Annotated in this window: 18 protein-coding genes; 11 read left to right on the top strand and 7 right to left on the bottom strand. The window is 62.0% G+C overall.

Going from position 1 to position 14,145, the window contains the following annotated elements:
• Positions 1–35: 35 nt before the first annotated feature.
• Entirely contained in the window at positions 36–488 is a 453-nt protein-coding gene (locus tag LB536_RS06240) for a hypothetical protein (protein WP_224590492.1), read from the top strand.
• 94 nt (positions 489–582) lie between these two features.
• Here the strand turns inward: LB536_RS06240 and LB536_RS06235 are convergent, their stop codons facing one another.
• The gene (locus tag LB536_RS06235) at positions 583–894 is read right to left on the bottom strand and encodes a transcriptional regulator (protein WP_224590491.1); all 312 of its coding nucleotides are present in this window, start codon (positions 892–894) and stop codon (positions 583–585) included.
• A gap of 549 nt (positions 895–1,443) precedes the next feature.
• Between LB536_RS06235 and LB536_RS06230 the strand changes: the two genes are divergently transcribed.
• Both LB536_RS06230 and LB536_RS06225 read left to right on the top strand, forming a co-directional pair.
• Complete coding sequence (locus LB536_RS06230) at positions 1,444–1,932, top strand: hypothetical protein (protein ID WP_224590490.1); 489 nt, start codon at positions 1,444–1,446, stop codon at positions 1,930–1,932.
• 436 nt (positions 1,933–2,368) lie between these two features.
• Complete coding sequence (locus LB536_RS06225) at positions 2,369–2,965, top strand: glutathione S-transferase family protein (protein ID WP_224590489.1); 597 nt, start codon at positions 2,369–2,371, stop codon at positions 2,963–2,965.
• An 88-nt stretch (positions 2,966–3,053) separates the two neighbouring features.
• Here the strand turns inward: LB536_RS06225 and LB536_RS06220 are convergent, their stop codons facing one another.
• Positions 3,054–3,710 (bottom strand): outer membrane protein, encoded by a 657-nt coding sequence (locus LB536_RS06220; RefSeq protein ID WP_140762004.1) that lies wholly within the window; start codon positions 3,708–3,710, stop codon positions 3,054–3,056.
• A 413-nt stretch (positions 3,711–4,123) separates the two neighbouring features.
• Here LB536_RS06220 and LB536_RS06215 point away from each other — a divergent pair, with 413 nt between their 5' ends.
• The 6 genes from LB536_RS06215 (at position 4,124) to LB536_RS06190 (ending at position 9,253) form a co-directional block, all read left to right on the top strand.
• The gene (locus LB536_RS06215; protein WP_224590488.1) at positions 4,124–4,888 is read left to right on the top strand and encodes an SDR family oxidoreductase; all 765 of its coding nucleotides are present in this window, start codon (positions 4,124–4,126) and stop codon (positions 4,886–4,888) included.
• On the top strand, positions 4,885–6,969 hold the full coding sequence (gene uvrC / locus LB536_RS06210) for an excinuclease ABC subunit UvrC (protein WP_224590487.1): 2,085 nt from the start codon (positions 4,885–4,887) through the stop codon (positions 6,967–6,969). The genes LB536_RS06215 and uvrC overlap by 4 nt, the downstream gene beginning before the upstream one ends.
• A gap of 97 nt (positions 6,970–7,066) precedes the next feature.
• Positions 7,067–7,663, top strand: a complete 597-nt coding sequence (gene pgsA, locus LB536_RS06205) for a CDP-diacylglycerol--glycerol-3-phosphate 3-phosphatidyltransferase (protein WP_140761997.1) — start codon at positions 7,067–7,069, stop codon at positions 7,661–7,663.
• A gap of 1 nt (position 7,664) precedes the next feature.
• Complete coding sequence (gene moaD, locus LB536_RS06200; protein ID WP_027144520.1) at positions 7,665–7,922, top strand: molybdopterin converting factor subunit 1; 258 nt, start codon at positions 7,665–7,667, stop codon at positions 7,920–7,922.
• A gap of 5 nt (positions 7,923–7,927) precedes the next feature.
• Positions 7,928–8,410 (top strand): molybdenum cofactor biosynthesis protein MoaE, encoded by a 483-nt coding sequence (locus LB536_RS06195; RefSeq protein WP_224590486.1) that lies wholly within the window; start codon positions 7,928–7,930, stop codon positions 8,408–8,410.
• Positions 8,411–8,488: 78 nt separating this feature from the next.
• Positions 8,489–9,253, top strand: coding sequence for a YbaY family lipoprotein (locus LB536_RS06190; RefSeq protein ID WP_224590485.1), 765 nt, complete (start codon positions 8,489–8,491; stop codon positions 9,251–9,253).
• Between the two features lie 45 nt (positions 9,254–9,298).
• Here LB536_RS06190 and LB536_RS06185 read toward each other — a convergent pair whose 3' ends face one another.
• Both LB536_RS06185 and ndk read right to left on the bottom strand, forming a co-directional pair.
• Positions 9,299–9,925 carry a class I SAM-dependent methyltransferase gene (locus LB536_RS06185; protein WP_224590484.1) on the bottom strand — a complete coding sequence of 209 codons (627 nt, stop codon included), beginning with the start codon at positions 9,923–9,925 and terminating at the stop codon, positions 9,299–9,301.
• 175 nt (positions 9,926–10,100) lie between these two features.
• Positions 10,101–10,523: a nucleoside-diphosphate kinase gene (ndk, locus tag LB536_RS06180; RefSeq protein ID WP_140761984.1), complete on the bottom strand. Its 423-nt coding sequence runs from the start codon at positions 10,521–10,523 to the stop codon at positions 10,101–10,103.
• Between the two features lie 293 nt (positions 10,524–10,816).
• Between ndk and LB536_RS06175 the strand changes: the two genes are divergently transcribed.
• Positions 10,817–11,074: a DUF2934 domain-containing protein gene (locus LB536_RS06175; RefSeq protein WP_140761981.1), complete on the top strand. Its 258-nt coding sequence runs from the start codon at positions 10,817–10,819 to the stop codon at positions 11,072–11,074.
• 94 nt (positions 11,075–11,168) lie between these two features.
• On the opposite strand, the gene LB536_RS06170 is transcribed toward LB536_RS06175, so the two are convergent.
• On the bottom strand, positions 11,169–11,861 hold the full coding sequence (locus LB536_RS06170; protein WP_224590483.1) for a glutathione S-transferase family protein: 693 nt from the start codon (positions 11,859–11,861) through the stop codon (positions 11,169–11,171).
• A 66-nt stretch (positions 11,862–11,927) separates the two neighbouring features.
• On the opposite strand from LB536_RS06170, the gene LB536_RS06165 reads away from it, so the two are divergent.
• Positions 11,928–12,440: a DinB family protein gene (locus LB536_RS06165; RefSeq protein WP_224590482.1), complete on the top strand. Its 513-nt coding sequence runs from the start codon at positions 11,928–11,930 to the stop codon at positions 12,438–12,440.
• A gap of 46 nt (positions 12,441–12,486) precedes the next feature.
• Here LB536_RS06165 and LB536_RS06160 read toward each other — a convergent pair whose 3' ends face one another.
• Together LB536_RS06160 and LB536_RS06155 are read right to left on the bottom strand one after the other, a co-directional pair.
• Positions 12,487–13,050 carry a GNAT family N-acetyltransferase gene (locus tag LB536_RS06160; protein ID WP_224590481.1) on the bottom strand — a complete coding sequence of 188 codons (564 nt, stop codon included), beginning with the start codon at positions 13,048–13,050 and terminating at the stop codon, positions 12,487–12,489.
• Between the two features lie 93 nt (positions 13,051–13,143).
• On the bottom strand, positions 13,144–14,103 hold the full coding sequence (locus LB536_RS06155) for a LysR substrate-binding domain-containing protein (protein ID WP_140761969.1): 960 nt from the start codon (positions 14,101–14,103) through the stop codon (positions 13,144–13,146).
• Positions 14,104–14,145 lie beyond the last annotated feature (42 nt).

The following is a 14,145-nucleotide window of genomic DNA, read 5'->3' as shown; positions in this document are numbered from 1 at the left end:
CGCACAGTGCGCGCAATCGACCTTGAGAGGCTGCCATGACTCGCTTCGCCAAATCCGCACTTGCTGCCCTGATTTCGCTCTGCCCGCCCCTTGCCGCGCCTCTCGGTATCACCCAGGCGGTCCATGCGGCCGACCTCGCCGTCTATTCCGAGAACGATGGCAGCGTCTGTGGCGAGACATGGGTGCTGAGCAAGATCACGCATCGGTTCTCCTACCAGGTGCATCACGTGCCGCATCTGCCCGATGTCGCCATCACCGATTTTCGCGACATTCGCCAGCACCGCTATGAGCAGGCGAGCGAGGAATGGCCGATCGGCCGTCACTATTGCCGGGCAACCGTCAGCCTGTCGGATGGCCGGGACCGGTCGATCTTCTATCTGATCGAGGAAGGCCAGGGTTTTGCCTCGATCGGCGACAATGTCGAGTTCTGCGTCTCGGGCTTCGATCGCTGGATGGTCTACAACGGCCGTTGCCGCGTCCTGCGCTGAACGCGTCTTTCCCGACCTTTTTTCGCGCCTGCTGCCCGAAGCGGTCGCAGGCGCTTTGGCGCCGGCGTTGCCAGGTGTTCGTCCAATCGCAGGGCTATTTTCCGCGCCGCGTTGCCTCTGCCTGATCGATGATCTTGCGAAGAAAGGCAATGTGGCCGCGAAAGGCCCGGCGCCCGGCCGTCGTGGCTCTGACCCGTGTCTGCGGCCGACGCCCGACAAAAAGCTTTTCAATGTCGACATAGCCAGCTCTGGCCAGCGTATCGAGATGTGCCCCGAGATTGCCGTCGGTGGCTTCGATCATGGCCTTCAACTGGGTGAACTCCAAGGCCTCGCGCCTTTCCAGCGTGTTCAGGACGGCCATGATCCTGAGCCGCGTACTCTGGTGGATAATGTCGTTGGCGCTCATCAATGGGCTCCAATGCGGCAAAGCCTTGCTGTCGCCGTGTGACTCGGCAATCTCTGCCGCCTTGGTGTCACTGCCTTTGTATGGCCGAAATCCAAGGCGCAAGCACACTGATTGACAGAATACTCTGCCATACAGAGTATTCCGTCAATCAGAAAGAGGGTGCTCGAAACATGCTTGACAAGGTGATCTTCAGATCGGGCGTCGCATCGCGCTCGTGATCCGCACGGACCGCTCGCTTGCAAAAGATGATCGTCTCGATGAGGCGGCAAGTCATGATATTCACGGCCGGATATCATGCGTGAAGTTGCCCGCTAATCTTGGGAGCTTGATGGCGAGCTCGCATCGGGAATGCCGGTGTCAAATTGCTGGCGACGTCAGAAGATCAACAGTGGATTTTTCCGATGATGAGTGTGATTGTGTGTCGATCGCAACCAAAAGTTAAGTTGAGAAAATCATATCATTGCTTCGCTGGCTAGCGAGACGCGAGTCAGATATGCATTGCGCGCCGGGGTCATTCACGGCCATCGGCATAACGTGAAGGGGCATGACATGGCTAAGCAGTCATCTAAAGCGCCGGCATCCAAGACACCGGCAAAGAAAGCACCCGCAAAAGCAGTCGCGGCGAAGGCCGCGACGGCAGTGAAGAAAGCAGCGCCTGCCGCCAAGCCGAAGGCAGCCGCGGCCAAGGCACCGGCGAAGAAACCCGCGGCAGCGGCAAAGGCCGTCGCGAAGCCGGCAGCGAAGAAGGCAGCGCCCGCGAAGGCCGCGGCGAAGCCCGCAGCGAAAGCGGCACCGGCCAAGAAGCCGGCGGCCAAGGCGGCGGCCAAACCCGCGGCGAAGCCGGCAGCGAAGAAGGCAGCGCCCGCGAAAGCCGCGGTTAAGCCGGCAGCGAAAGCGGCACCGGCCAAGAAGCCGGCGGCCAAGCCAGCTATGAAAGCAGCCGCGGCCGCGACCAAGCCGGCGGTGAAGAAAGCCGCGGCGCCGAAGGCAAAGGCAGCGCCTGCGAAGGCGAAAGCGAAAGCTCCGGCCAAGAAGTAGACGGATCGTTGGAGCGTCACCTGTCCTTCGGGATCCGGCAAGGACGCTCAGACGCTCTGGATCGGAGCATGTTCGGCAGCGGGTTCAGCCCTCTGGGCTGAACGTCGGAAAGGGGCCGAGGGGCAAGCAAAGCGAGGCGCCGGTTGGCTGCCTCGCTCGCCCGCTCTTTCGCTCCTCGCCGTGGTTGGCGAAGATCTCGGCCCGATGCCTGGCGCCTGTGAAGTATGGGCGCCTGTGAAGTGTGAATGCAGGTTCGAATCCCCGCAGTTCGCTGTCGAGGCCTGCTGATACTTTTCCAGCATACCGGTTTCAGGCTGTGATGATGCCAGGACGGAGAACCGCGGCCGGTTTCTGGTCGTTGGTTTTTTGCACTCTGGCGATTGATCGCAAGAGTGTGTCCGGTCAACACTGGACGGTCGCAAACAGGAAACCGATCATGCCGAAGCTGCTCTACGCGTCCGCCTCTCCCTACAGCTCCAAGGTAAGGATGGCAGCGGCCTATGCCGGGATCGCAATCGATGAGGTGCCGGTCAAGACCGAGGACAGGCCGGCCGAACTGATCGGCGCCAATCCGCTCGGCAAGATCCCGGTGCTGGTGCTCGACGATGGCCGTTCGATTCACGACAGCCGAGCCATCACCCAGCACCTCAACCGGATTTCGAAGAACGCGTTGTTTCCACGCAACCCCGACAAGCGTCTGGAAGCGGAAGTGCTGGAGGCGCTGGCTGACGGTATCTGCGATTGCGCGCTGTCGATGGTCTACGAGCGCCGCACCCGGCCCGAAGAGATGGTCTATCAGCCCTGGCTCGACCGCCAGTGGGCGAAGATCACGGCAGCACTCGATCTGCTCAACGCCAATCCGCCCAAGCTGCCGAAGAAGATCACGGCCGGTCAGTTGGCGTTGCGTGCCTGCCTCGGCTATCTCTCGCTGCGTTTTGCCGGTCAGTGGGAGAAAGGGCGTAGCCGGTTGACCCGCTGGGTGGCGCACTTCGACGAAAAATTCCCGGAGTTGAAGTCCGTGGTTCCGGCCTGAGCGATCAAATCTGCTGTTCCGGCCTGAGCGACCGGATATAAAAAAGCCGGGCGCGAGGCCCGGCTTTTCGTGTCGTGGCTTGAACGTCTTAGAACTTCATGCCGAGGCCGAAGGTGACGCGGTTGTCCGTCGCCTTGACCTTGCCGATGCCGTCGAAGCTCTTGCTGCCGAAGTCGGTGTAGCGATACTCGACGCGGCCGAACACATTGTCGGTCAGCTTGATGTCGGTGCCGACGCCGGCGGTCCAGCCGAGCATGGTGGCGGTGTCGCTGGCAGGAATGACGGAGTCTTCCACCTTCAGGCTTCTGCCGGCGAGACCGCCGGTGCCATAGAGCAGGATTTCCGGGGTCACGGCGTAACCGAGACGGGCGCGCAGCGAGCCTTCGAAGCCGCCCTTGGAGTTTATGCCGTTGTCGTCACCCTTGACGCCGTTGTAGCCGAGTTCGGCTTCACCGCCGTACACGAAGTTCTCCTGTTGCCACTGATAGCCGCCGAAGACACTGCCGACAAAACCCTTGGTATCGGTCGAAACGCCGAAATCCTTTTCCTTGGTCTTGCCGCTGAAGCCGTAGCCAACGTTGATACCGGCATAGGGGCCGGCCCACGAGGCGACCGGAAGTTCAGCAACCGGAGCGGGTGCCGGCGGCTCTTCCTGGACGACGTCCGCAGCATAAGCGGTACCGCCGAGGGCGAAGAGCCCGAGCGCGACAGCCAGCGGCCGTGCGAATTTGAGATTGGCTTGCATTGTTCTTTACTCCTTAAGCCACAGGACACAGGCTTGTTTCTCACGATCGCCATCGACCCGCCCGGGGGGTGAAACGGATCTGGCGTTCGTCGGTTCCGAATGTCGTGTCAAAATGCGGCTGAACCGAACCTGAACTTGGGTCATTACCCGGCACGAATGAGGCAGAACCTTGACGTTGCATCTTCGCAACAGCGAAATGTCAGCAGCAAGTTCATGCTGCGCTGCACGCGGCTTGGTGCAAGGACTCCAGCGACCTATATTGCGGTCCGGCGGTTCCGAGTCCAAGAGGACTCGGCATGCCGAACCGGGCACTTCGCCACAATGTTGCCCCAGGTGCGAACGCCGTTTAACGCATGCCGGGCCATATTTCGTCGGCGTCGCGTTTTCGGGCCGAAATTGAGGATTGACAGCAGATGAGCAAAGCCACTGCCGTGGCGCTGGTGACCGGTGGAGCGAAACGGATCGGCAAGGCGATCGTCGAGGACCTCGCCAGCCATGGTTTTGCGGTCGCCGTCCATTCCAACCGCTCGCACGATGAGGCGGATGCATTGGCCGCGGCGATCAACCGGTCGGGCGGCCGCGCTGCCGTGGTTGCGGCTGATTTGACCGACATGGACGCTGTCAGCGACCTCGTCGGTCAGGCGGAAGCAGCGCTGGGTCCAATTTCGCTGCTGGTCAACAATGCTTCGCTCTTCGTCGATGATTCCGTCGAGGATTTCGACTGGCATGCCTGGGACCGCCATTTTGCCATTCACGTGAAAACCCCGGCGCTTTTGGCGCAGAGCTTCGCCCGTTCCTTGCCGGGAGGGCAGGAGGGGCTGATCGTCAACATCATCGACCAGCGAGTCTGGCGACCGACACCGCGCTATTTTTCCTATGCGCTGTCGAAATCGGCGCTGTGGACCCAGACGCAGATGTTGGCGCAGGCGCTCGGCCCCCGCATCCGCGTCAATGCGATCGGGCCAGGCCCGACGCTGAAGAACGCACGCCAGGACGATTCCGATTTTGACGCGCAGGTCGCCGGCCTCATTCTGAGGCGCGGCCCGGAATTGCCGGAATTCGGCGCCACCATCCGTTATCTCTGGCAGGCGCGTTCGGTCACCGGCCAGATGATCGCACTCGATGGCGGCCAGCATCTTGCATGGCAGACGCCCGATGTGACAGGCATGGCGGAATGAGTCCTTTGGATCACAAGAACAAGGCGCGCGGCGGCGCTGATGATCTTCCTCCCGAAATCGACCTCGAGGACGAGGCGCTGGAGGAGATCGTCGAACCGGTTGGCCCGGATGTCGCGTTCACGGCAATCGACTGGACGCCGCATGCCGGGGACGCCGAAGGCATGGTCGGCGCCGAGGTGATCCAGACGCTGGTCAAGCGGCTGCCCAATGCGCCCGGCGTCTACCGGATGATGAACGCCGCTGGCGACGTGCTCTATGTCGGCAAGGCGCGTAGCCTGAAGAAGCGTGTCACCAACTACGCGCAAGGCAGATTCCACACCAACCGCATCGGCCGCATGGTGCGCGAGACGTCGACGATGGAGTTCGTCGTCACCCGCACCGAGATCGAGGCGCTGCTGCTCGAAGCAAATCTTATCAAGCGCTTGCGGCCGCGATTCAATGTGCTGATGCGGGACGACAAGTCGTTTCCGTATATCCTTTTGACCGGCGACCATGTCTCGCCCGGCATCTACAAGCACCGCGGGGCACGCTCGCGTAAAGGCGACTATTTCGGCCCCTTTGCCTCGGCCGGCGCCGTCGGCCGCACCATCAATTCGCTGCAGCGCGCCTTCCTGCTCAGAAGCTGTACCAATTCCTTCTACGAGAACCGCACGCGGCCATGCCTGCTCTACCAGATCAAGCGCTGCGCCGGTCCGTGCACCGGCGAAATCTCGCATCAGGGTTATGCCGATCTGGTCGCCGAGGCGAAGGACTTTCTCTCGGGTCGCAGCCAGAAGGTGAAGACCGAGATTTCGGCTGCCATGCAGCAGGCTTCGCAAGACCTCGATTTCGAGCGCGCCGCCATCTATCGCGACCGGCTGGCCGCCTTGTCGCACGTGCAGAGCCATCAGGGCATCAACCCGGCGACCGTCGACGAGGCCGATGTCTTCGCCATCCATCAGGAAGGCGGCCAGGTCTGCATCCAGGTGTTTTTCTTCCGCACCGGTCAGAACTGGGGCAACCGCGCCTATTTCCCGAAGGCCGATCCGGCGCTGGAGGGATCGGAAGTACTAGGCTCGTTCCTGGCGCAGTTCTATGACGACAAGCCGACACCGCGTGCCATTCTCCTGTCGCAGGCCGTCGACGACCAGGAACTGCTGGCCGAGGCGCTCTCGACCCGCGCCGGCCGCAAGGTGGCGATCTCGGTGCCGCAGCGCGGCGAGAAAAAGGACCTGACCGACAACGCCTTGCAGAATGCGCGTGAGGCGCTCGGCCGCCGGCTGGCCGAAACCTCGACGCAAGCGCGGCTGCTTGCCGGTTTCGCCGAGACCTTCGGCCTGGCCAAGCCGCCAGTGCGCATCGAGGTCTACGACAACTCGCACATCATGGGCACCAACGCCGTCGGCGCCATGGTCGTCGCGGGGCCGGAAGGCTTTGTGAAGAACCAGTACCGGAAATTCAACATACGCTCGACCGAGATCACGCCGGGCGACGATTTCGGCATGATGCGCGAAGTGATGGAGCGGCGTTTTTCGCGATTGCTCAAGGAGCATGGCGATGTTGTCCTGGCCGACGATGCGGCAGCGGGCGAGGTGATGGCAGCCGAGGCGGGCGACGATATCGAGGAGGATCTCTCCGGAAGCTTCCCTGCCTGGCCCGATGTCATCCTGATCGATGGCGGTCAGGGCCAGATGACGGCGGTGCGCAAGATCCTGTCGGATCTCGGCATCGAGGACCGGGTCGTCGCCATCGGCATCGCCAAGGGGCAGGACCGCGATGCAGGCCGCGAACGCTTCTTCGTCAAGGGCAGGGACTCGTTTTCGCTGCCCGTTCGCGATCCAGTACTCTATTTCGTCCAGCGGCTGCGCGACGAGGTCCACCGCTTCGCCATCGGGTCACACCGGGCCCGTCGCAAGAAGGAAATGGTCAAGAGCCCGCTCGACGAAATCGCCGGCATCGGCCCCGGCCGCAAGCGCGCGCTTCTCTTGCATTTCGGCACCGCCAAGGCGGTCAGCCGTGCCGCAATCGAGGATCTGAGGAAAGTCGACGGCATTTCCGAGCAGGTCGCGAAACTGGTCTACAATCATTTCCACGAGAGCTGAAAAAATCGCCACTTTCAGCTGGCCAGTCGAATCTGGCCTGTTGACCCCCTACATCCGCTTCTGATTTGAGTACGCAGGCAGAAAGAGTCCACCAGACATGGCCCAGCGCGCGTTCAACTTGCCCAACATGCTGACCTACGCCCGCATCATCGCGGTGCCGCTGGTCGTGCTGTGCTTTTTTCTGGAGGGCCATCTGAAATCGAGCGACTTCGCCCGCTGGTCGGCGTTGGTCATTTTCCTGCTGGCATCGGTCACCGACTACTTCGACGGCTATTTTGCGCGCGCCTGGCAGCAGACCTCCAACATCGGCAAGATGCTCGATCCGATCGCCGACAAGTTGCTGGTCGCCACCTGCCTCTTGCTGCTGGCGGCCGACACCGATCGTCACGCCGGTATCGCCGGCTGGTCGCTCTGGGCGGCGATCATCATCCTGTGCCGCGAAATCCTGGTTTCGGGCCTGCGCGAATATCTGGCGGCGCTCAAGGTCTCGGTGCCGGTGACGCAGCTTGCCAAGTGGAAGACCACCATCCAGATGGTCGCCATCGCCTTCCTGCTGGCGGGACCGGCCGGTGACAAGATCTTTCCGCTGACAACGCAGACCGGCCTCGTGCTGCTGTGGGTCGCGGCCCTCGTGACGCTCTACACCGGCTACGACTATTTCCGCGCCGGCCTCAAGCACATCATGGACGAGTGAGATGACGACCCGCCTCATCTATTTCGCCTGGGTTCGCGAACGGATCGGCACATCGCAAGAAGATGTCGAACTGCCCGCCGGCATCGAGACGGTCGCCGACCTTTTGCGCTGGCTGCAGTCGCGCGGCGAAGGTTACCAACACGCGCTGCAATATCCCGATGTGATCCGCGTCGCCATCAACCAGGAACATGTCGATCACCGCGAGAAGATATCGGGCGCACGCGAGATCGCACTGTTCCCGCCGATGACCGGGGGCTGACACTCATGTCGGCCGTCCTGGTGCCGAATGTGCGCATCCAGCGCCAGGATTTCGACGTTGCCGCCGAGATCGCCGCGCTGACGCAGGGCCGTGCCGACATTGGCGCGGTGGTCACCTTCTCCGGCCTGTGCCGCGACGAGCAGGGCGCACTCTCGGCACTTGAGCTCGAGCACTATCCGGGCATGGCTGAAGCCGAGATCGGCCGCATCGCAACCGAAGCCACCGAGCGTTGGCCGCTGCAAGGCCTCACCGTCATACATCGCCATGGCAAGATCGCGCCGGGGGCGAACATCGTGCTGGTGGTGGCCGCTTCGGTGCACCGCCAGGCGGCGTTCGAGGCGGCGAACTTCCTCATGGACTACCTCAAGTCACGTGCACCCTTCTGGAAGAAGGAACATCGCACCGACGGCTCCGAGGGCGGCTGGGTCGACGCCAAGGAAACCGACGCTGAGGCAGCCCGGCGCTGGAAGCAGCCGCCGTCCGAATAATGCCGTGCAGACGTCACGGAACGACCGCAATCCTTCTGCCAACTGGTCGCGTGACTGATTTGGGCAAGGGAGACGGTCATGCTGGACAGGATCGCCGAATTCTTCGTCTTCGGCTTGGTGCCCCTGATCGTCGGCACCCTGGCGGTGCCGGAGCTGTCCGCTGCCGCGGAAAAGGCGGTGAGGGGCGAGGTGATCTATCGCGAGCGCATCGCATTGCCACCCAGCGCCGTGCTTTCCGTCGAGCTTGCCGACGTCTCGTTGGCCGACGCGCCGGCCAAGATCATCGGGCAACAGAAGATCGAGCCCGCCGGCCAGGTGCCGATCAGCTTCGAGATAAAATTCGACCCCTCTATCATCCGGCCGCGGATGACCTACGCGCTGCAGGCCCGGATCACTGTGGACGGAAGGCTGATGTTCATCTCAGATGTGCGCCATCAGCTCGATCCACTGACCGACGCGCCGCAGACCATCGTGCTGAAGATGGTCGCACCCAGCAAGGAGCCAGCGGCTTCCGTCTTTGATCAGCTCTGGGTGGTCGACTATGTCGATGGCATTGGCGCCATCACCGCGCCGCAGGCGACGTTCAGGGTCAGCGAGGCCGGCAAGGCCGGTGGCAGCGGTCCCTGCAACACCTATTTTGCCACGACGAAGGTCGAGGGCCAGGCGATCGCGATCAGCGATATCGGTTCGACCTACAAAGCTTGCGCGCCCGATGTGATGGCCGAGGAAAAAGCCTTGTTCGATGCATTGGCCAAGGCGGCGTCGTACACTGTCGATGCCGGCAAGCTCGCCATATCAGATAAGGGCGGCCGCGAAATCCTGCGCTTCAGCGCCGCGAGCTGAGCAATTCCGGGGAAATTGCTACGCGCTTTCCCCGGGAAAACCGTTTCACACTTTTCCTGGAACTGCCGCGGACGATGGGACGAGGATGACGCCGTAGTGGTAAGGCGGCACGTCAACCATTTCAGCCAGCTTGAAACCGGCCGGCTCGACGGCGGCGATGGTCTGTTCCGGCGACAGTCTCAACTCGGTTTTCGGTCCGCGAGGCTCGCCCAGCACCACCGTTCGCTCGCGCGGCGTCCGATGCCAGTTCACTATGGCAAAACGGCCTGACGGGCCAAGCGTCGCATGGACCGCGCGGGCCAGGCGGAGCTGATCCGGAACACCATGAAAGGCGTTTGCCATGAAGACGAAATCGGCGGGTCGGGCTGCCAGGCTGGCAATCTCATAGGCGTCGCCCGCCACGAAGTCGCAATTCGACAGGCCATTTTCAGTCAGGCGCCGGCGCGCGACTTCGAGCAAGTCGGCGTCGATATCGATGGCGGTGACATGACGCGCGACCCTGGCAATCCGCAATGTGAACCAGCCATCGCCGGAGCAGAGATCGATCACGTCCATACCCGGCTTGATCCCGGTGGCCGCAAGCACTGCCGCCGGCTCGGGCCACAGCGCCTCCCACCATCCGCTGGTCGGCATATCGGTGCCCTGGAAGAACCCTGGAATGGCGCTGGTCATGGTCGGGTCGACTCCATCGCGACGGAGCTCCAGTCTATTCACGCATCTCGTACTTTGCCGGACTTTGCGGCGGCTCGCTTCATGTGAGATGCCGCGGAGCCTGAGACCATGTCCTATACAAAAAAAGGCCGACATTTCGCCGGCCTTTCTTGCATGTGAGATATGGACTGTCGGCTCAGCCGACGATCTCGGTGTCCGAGAACCAGTACTTGATCTCCTGCGCGGCCGTTTCCGGCGCGTCGGAGCCGTGCACCGAGTTCTCGCCGATCGACAGCGCATGCACCTTGCGGATGGTGCCTTCGGCGGCGTTGGCCGGGTTGGTAGCGCCCATCACGTCGCGGTTCTTGATAATGGCGCTCTCGCCTTCCAGCACCTGCACGATGGTCGGGCCCGAGGACATGGATTCCACCAGCTCGCCGAAGAACGGCCGCTCCTTGTGGACGGCGTAGAAGCCTTCGGCCTCACGGCGGCTCATCCACACCCGGCGCGAGGCGATGACGCGCAGGCCGGCGTCTTCCAGCATTTTGGTGATGGCGCCGGTGAGGTTGCGCCGCGTTGCGTCCGGCTTGATCATGGAAAAAGTGCGTTCGAGCGCCATGGGTCGTCCTTGTCTGAATTCGAATTGAGAGTGGCGGGCTCTATACAAGCCGCCCGGCTGATTGCCAAGAGGGGTGAGGAGCGGGGTGAGGAGCGGCCGCCAAGTGGGCAGAAAGCCGATTGCTTGGCTTTTCGAGCGATGAATGTCCGGAGCGATGGCGAGGGGTCGGAAGGTGCGTGCTTCCGTGGCTGGTCGGCGCCGGGGAAGCGAGATCAGACGGCTGTAAAGCAACGGTTTGCTTGCTATAGTCGCTCGGTCGGCGCCGCGCTGAAGTCGGCCCGAATGGAGACAAAATGACCATGGCAGACGATCGTCAGGAGCGCATTCGCAACCGTGCACATCAGATCTGGCAGGAGGAAGGGCAACCGGCCGGTCACCACGAACGCCACTGGCACCAGGCGGCGGCCGACGTCGATCGGGAGGACGCGGGGAAGCCGTCGGCGGACAAGAAGCCAGCCAAGAAGGCATCTGGCGCCGGCAAGGCAAAAGCCGCCCCCAAGGAAGAAAAGACTGCCACGAAAGCCAGCAAGCCAAAGAAGGCCGCCAAATAAGGCGGCCAAGTAGGCCCAACTGTTCCGCCGCTGATTTTCGCAACAGGTTGACGGCGCTCGAACTGCCTTGCCGGCAGGCAGGTCGCTGCGCCCGTCACGCTGCCGCGGAAACCTTTCGTCCCAGCCCGCCATGCAGGTCGAGGCAGCGAGTGAACCACTGCGCCACCGCGTCGCTGTCTTCGAGCAGTTTGTATGGCGATGCGATGCGTGCCCATTGCAGTGCGCCGAAAACGATATAGTCGGCAAACAGCGGCGAGGCGCCGCCGATGAACGGCTGGTAGCTCAACATGGAGCGCAGCGGCTCCAGCGCTGCCCGGAAGGTTGCCAGGCCGGCGTCGCGTGCGGCGACGACGTCCTCCAGCCGCTTGCCGAAGCGCTGCTCCCGGCTCTGGCGGAAATAGGAGGCATTCTCCTCGTCTTGCATGGCATGGAGGTCAACGAGCGCCGCGGTGGTAACATAAGGGTGGATGGTCAATTGCGACCAGCGCTCGATGAAGCGCGCCATCGCCTTGCCGCCTTCGCCGCCAAACAGCGTCGGGCGATCCGGATAGGCCTCATCGAGATAGAGCGCGATGGCGAAGGAATCGATGACGACCTTGTCGCCATCGCGGATGACCGGAACGGTTTTTGAGACGCCGCCTTCAATGGCCGGCACTTCGAGAAAACGCGTCGGCGCGGTCGAGACGTCAAGTCCCTTATGGGCCAGCGCCATCGTTGCCTTCCAGCAATGCGGACTGAACGGTCGGCCCTCGTCACGCCCGACGAGATCATAAAGCAGAATGGTCATTGGCGTTGGGTCCCTTTGCGGTCTAGGTATCGCTCCCGAACCGAAACGGGCGCGGCCGGAGAAAAGATGAAACAGCACTTCATGATGTTTGCGGCCTACAATCAATGGGCCAATGGCCGCATCTACGATGCCGCCGACGATCTCAACGATGAGGAATTCAACCGCGACGTCGGCGCCTTCTTCGGCTCGCTGATGGGCACGCTCAACCACCTGCTCGTCGCCGATCGCATCTGGATGAAGCGTTTCACCGGCGAAGGCGCCGCGCCGACGACATTGGACGCCATATTGCACCGGGCTTTGCCTGTCCTGAGGACAGCGCGCGAGGCCGAGGACCGGCGCATCATCGACTGGCTCGGCGGCTTGAACGACAAGGCGCTGTCGGGTCGTTTCACTTATATGACCGTATCGGACATGCGCACCGTCTCGCAGCGCCTGGCGCCCGCGCTGGCTCATGTCTTCAACCACCAGACCCATCACCGCGGCCAGGCGCATATGATCCTGACGGTCCTGGGCCGCCCTTCCGTGCCGCTCGATCTGGCGCATTTCCAGCGGACCGAGGAGGGCAGGGCCTTCGCCTGATCCATATGGTTTCGTTCTAAATTCGAAGGCGAACAGCTCGCGCCGACTATCGCCGCATTTTTTGCCGCAGCATCGCCTTCACGTCCGGCCACTCGGAATCGATGATGCTGAACCGGACGGAATTGCGTTTCCGGCCGTCCGGCATGATCCGTTCGTTGCGAACGATTCCTTCCTGTTTCGCCCCTATTCTTAAAATGGCCGCTCTCGACGCGTCGTTGAGTTCGTCGGTGGTGAATTGCACGCGAACACAGTCCATGACCTCAAATGCATGGAACAGGAGAAGGTATTTAGCCTCGGTGTTGACCGCCGATCGCTGGACCGAACTGCTGAGCCACGTGTGCCCAATCTCCAACTTTCTGTTCGCGCGATCGATTTTCCAGAACCGCGTACTACCGCAAATCAAGCCCGTGGCGCGCAGAACGATCGCGTATGGCATGACGGTCCCGGCCTGTCGCCCAGCCAGGGCGTCGGCAATATAGCCATCGATCGTGTCTGATCCAGGAACCACAGTGGCCCTCAGGTTCCATAGCTCGCCATCCGCGGCCGCGTTCAAAAGCCCCGCGGAATGCTCCGGCTGAAGGGGACTGAGCTCAACGAGATCCCCGACCAAGGCGGGTTGCCTGGATTGGACGCCCATTAGTCGATGATCCCCAATTTCTCTCGCCTGCGGTCATCGAGCGGCAAATGAGGACCAGTCCGAATTTCAGACAGCCTCTGAAGCCAAGTCGGTGATTTCGCTGTCCAACTGGCGTTGCGTCATGGCCGCTTCCGCCATCACCCATTGCTTGAACAACAGCACCTTGCGTGCGGCAAAGCTCTTGTGGGGCGAGACAAAGTACCAACCGGCCGTGTTCGGATGATGAACGGCAAAGGGAGCGACCAGCTTTTCGGCGCGGATATCGCTGGCCATATAGGCGCGGTTGGCAACGGCAAAACCCATTCCGGAGTTGGCCGCCTCGTAGGACATCATGCACGAGTCGAAATAGATGCTTTTGGTCTCGCTGAGCACGAAGCTGGCGCCAGCGAAACCAAGCCAGGATTGCCAGTTCTGGGTGCAGGTGTCGGAATGCAGCAGCGTGAAGTGCTTGAGGTCGTCCGGTGTGACCTTTGATAGCGGCTTGTCGCCGAGAACTTCATGGAACAGCTTGCGGCTGCACACCGGCGTCAGGTCTTCCCGAAACAGCAGGTCGGATGGCAGCCCGTTGAAGTGGCCGTCGCCATAGCGGATTTCGAGATCGAATTCGGAAGTCGTGAATTCATGCGTCGCGTACGAGGTCGAAACCCGCATCACGATATCGGGATGTTGCTGCTGAAAGAGCGGCAGGCGCGGAAACAGCCAGCGCGCGGCAAATGTCGGCAGTACGGATATCTTCAGCACATGTTCCTGTGATTGCCCGGTCGCTTCCATGCTGGCGGCGACGATCCGCTCCAGTGCCTCGCGAACGCGCGAGACATAGGTCTCGCCCTCCGGCGTCAGCGACACCGCATTGCCGCCGCGCTGGAAAATCTTGAAGCGCAGCTGGTCTTCCAGGCTCTTGACGCGCTGGCTGACCGCCGAAGCGGTGATGAACTGTTCTTCGCCGGCTCGCGTGAAATTGCCGTGCCTCGCAGCACTCTCCACGATTTTCAGCGAATTGAGGTTGACCTGACTGAGCAGACGCACGGTTTCGACCTTAAGCTTGGCTTACGGTAGCACTAGCATTCC

Source organism: Mesorhizobium sp. ES1-3 (genome assembly GCF_020164795.1).
GTDB lineage: Bacteria > Pseudomonadota > Alphaproteobacteria > Rhizobiales > Rhizobiaceae > Mesorhizobium.
Note: the sequence above shows the minus strand (reverse complement) of the source record. Positions and strands in the feature narration are given on the sequence as shown.